General features: G+C 45.8%; 3 protein-coding genes and 1 pseudogene. 2 read left to right on the forward strand and 2 right to left on the reverse strand.

Translation table 11 applies throughout. From position 1 onward, the window contains the following. Nucleotides 1-380 precede the first annotated feature (380 nt). Nucleotides 381-1,016, reverse strand: a complete 636-nt coding sequence (locus Q0526_RS17235; RefSeq protein WP_298736375.1) for an NAD(P)H-binding protein — start codon at nucleotides 1,014-1,016, stop codon at nucleotides 381-383. A 112-nt stretch (nucleotides 1,017-1,128) separates the two neighbouring features. On the opposite strand from Q0526_RS17235, the gene Q0526_RS17240 reads away from it, so the two are divergent. Both Q0526_RS17240 and Q0526_RS17245 read left to right on the forward strand, forming a co-directional pair. After that, a complete protein-coding gene (locus tag Q0526_RS17240; protein WP_297711621.1) occupies nucleotides 1,129-1,473 on the forward strand; it encodes a helix-turn-helix domain-containing protein in 345 nt (114 codons plus the stop codon). A 242-nt stretch (nucleotides 1,474-1,715) separates the two neighbouring features. Beyond that, nucleotides 1,716-2,303 (forward strand): hypothetical protein, encoded by a 588-nt coding sequence (locus Q0526_RS17245; RefSeq protein ID WP_297711620.1) that lies wholly within the window; start codon nucleotides 1,716-1,718, stop codon nucleotides 2,301-2,303. A gap of 134 nt (nucleotides 2,304-2,437) precedes the next feature. Here the strand turns inward: Q0526_RS17245 and Q0526_RS17250 are convergent. Next, nucleotides 2,438-2,795, reverse strand: a pseudogene (locus Q0526_RS17250) (mannitol dehydrogenase family protein); the annotation flags it as partial.

Here is a 2,795-nt window from a genome sequence, read left to right on the forward strand (position 1 = left end):
AAAAGTTCGGCAAGCCCATAGGATAAGGATAATAGGTATCAGGAAAAATCAAATGGTATCAAATCCCCCAAACAAAAGCGTTTAGAATTAAGTTTCATTTTGCGAATGGGAATAAGTTCAGAAGCCCGGAAAAGCCTGATATGACTGGGTTTTTGAGGGAATAAGTCCCTTCGCGGCAACGATTTGGCAGCATTTTTCATGATTTACAAAAAGAGAGCTAACTGATTTTGATTCGTCAGTCAGCTCTCTTTTTGCTATTTGAAGCCTGCCGATATAATTCTTACGATTCTCAAGAATGGATGTATTTCCGTGGCTTTGATAAAAAATCGTCTTATCAAAGTTGCAAAATTATCATCGTGCCATAGTGATCAAAATGATGATCAGCTCCCTATAATGGGCATGGAGTGAATATACGTATCCGAATCCAGCATTTTTATCATAAATGCACCGATGTCTTCGCGTGAAATGGAAACGTTCATTTTTGTATCGCCGAAGCCAACTTTTACATTTCCTGTGTAACACGTGTTTTTCGGTGCCGTAAAACGCACCAATGTCCAGTCCAAGTTGGATTCCCGAAGGACTTTAGCAATTGCCAGCATCTCTTTTTTCGCTTGGGGAAAAAGAAGCCCCGCCATGATTCCCGGAACCACCGTGATCAATGATTTTTTATCCTGTTCGAAATGTACGCTTGGTGTTCCCCAATCAACCAATCGTTTCACTTGATTTGCTTCCATGGCCTTTATCAAAGTCTTGTGTCCCTCTAAGGACTCCATCTTCTGATAGCTTTTCTTCATAGGGATTCCGACACACCAAACCGCGGCATCTTGTCCGGATAGTGCCGTTGTCATTTCCTGCTGGTCGCAAATATTCCCCTGAATGACCGTCAAATTTTGATTCGTCTCTGTTATCTTTTGTGCGTTGCGCACATAGGCCGTGACATGATGGCCACTTTGCAATGCATGCTCAACAGCCCACTTCCCAATTCCTCCAGTCACCCCAAATATAATCACATTCATAAATATATCTCCCTTTACGGTTTACAATTTTAATGTTAGGTTTTATTATAAAAAATTACAAGTACCATATTAAAATAGAAGTACTATTAAAAATAATAGTATTGGAGAATTGATGAGAAACGATTATACAGACAATATCGAAGCTTGTCCCATTGGGAAGGTGCAGAAAATAATCCGAGGTAAATGGACGATGGTGATCATCTATCACCTGAGCGAAAGCCATGTTTTAAGATTCAGCGAATTGAAACGCAAAATGCCTCAAGTTACAGAAGCCAATCTCACAAAAGAGCTGCGCACACTGGAGAGCTACGGAATCATTCACCGGGAAATTTATCGTGAAGTTCCACCCAGGGTAGAATATTCTTTAACTGCCGTTGGCGCAAAGTTTGTCCCGGTTTTAGAAGCGCTCGAAACATGGGCTTTGGAATATGAAGCTGCACACAGCGAGATTCCGTAATTCAAAAATGAGACACGCGCCTTGATAAGGTGGCCTGGATAGAGTTTTGATCGTAAAAGTCCGAATAGACCTTAGGATAAGGATGATCTGCATCAAATAAAGCCGCGTTTGATCAGATCCTCTATACAAAAAAGTTTAGAAATGGATTTAACCCGGCGAGTGGAAATAACCTGAACAGGACGCCCTGTGATATGCTATTTTCCAATCATAGAATCCCAAGAAGGATTTTTGGAGGCATCTCAATGCGAACAACTTATGAAAAGTTTATGGCGCTCCCTATAGATAAAGGCCTTTTGTGTTTGGAGCCGGGGGACATTACGCAGCCGTACTACTGCTACCCTGTCAATGCAGAGCCGATCGGATTTGAGGGATGCATCTTATATTGCTTTTTGCCCGAGTATGGAGAGATGGTATTTGCTTGCAACCCCGAGAGTTGTGCAGACCAGAATGTATATCCGCTGGCGGCTGATTTTGAGGATTTTATCCGCTTAATCTTGGCTTGCGGCACTGTCAATCCGGTGGAGCAAATTGTATGGATGACGCGGGAACGGTTCAACAAGCATGTGGCGAAGGAAAAGAAGATTCTTACTGGCGAACAGAAAGCGGCTGTGAAGATGCTTCAGCAGGAATTCGGATTAGCCCCGATGAACGATCCATATGAATATGTGAAATCCATTCAAGAGAACTTTGATGACAGTAAGATACAGTACAGTGATGAATATTATGATGTGACGGGCATAGAAAACCCGAAAGAGATGCCCGCCCCCGATAAACCTTTATTGGAATTTGAAGCGGTCACACTTGCAGTTCGCAAAAAGAATGATAAATAGATCCGGATGTATCGGGAAGACAGCGGCTCCAGTCAATGCCGTCAACGATCGAGATGAACCGCACACAAGCGCGCCGCCACGCAAAAAAGCCCCGCCTGACGGCGGGGCTTTTTTATTGGGGACGAGAGGGTTCGTTACTCTGCCAAATACTTGCGCAGAGTGGCCCGGACGGCGCCGGGACCAGCCAGTTCCTCGACAAAGATCTGCTCGATCTTGTCGGCCAGGGGCGTGGTGGTCAGGTCCACGCCGAAGATGCTGGCATTGGCCAGAATGGGCCGCAGCTGGCCATGGTAGCTGGCGGGGTCGTTCCAGACGATGCCCTGGAGCTGGGACTGAAGCGTCTCCTTCAGGGGATCGTCGCTGACCTCCATCTCCTCGCCTGCGTCATTGACACCCAGTAGGTAGCGCATCCAACCCGCCAGGGCCAGGGGCACGCTGACCAGGGTGCTCAGGTCCCGGCCCTCGGCAATGTAGCTCTTGATGGTCTCACCG

Source organism: uncultured Subdoligranulum sp. (assembly GCF_937890665.1).

Excerpts from the sequence above, each read along its gene's own strand:
- Q0526_RS17235 (WP_298736375.1), bottom strand. The coding sequence starts at position 1,016 with ATGAATGTGATTATATTTGGGGTGACTGGAGGAATTGGGAAGTGGGCT.
- Q0526_RS17240 (WP_297711621.1), top strand. The coding sequence starts at position 1,129 with ATGAGAAACGATTATACAGACAATATCGAAGCTTGTCCCATTGGGAAG.
- Q0526_RS17245 (WP_297711620.1), top strand. The coding sequence starts at position 1,716 with ATGCGAACAACTTATGAAAAGTTTATGGCGCTCCCTATAGATAAAGGC.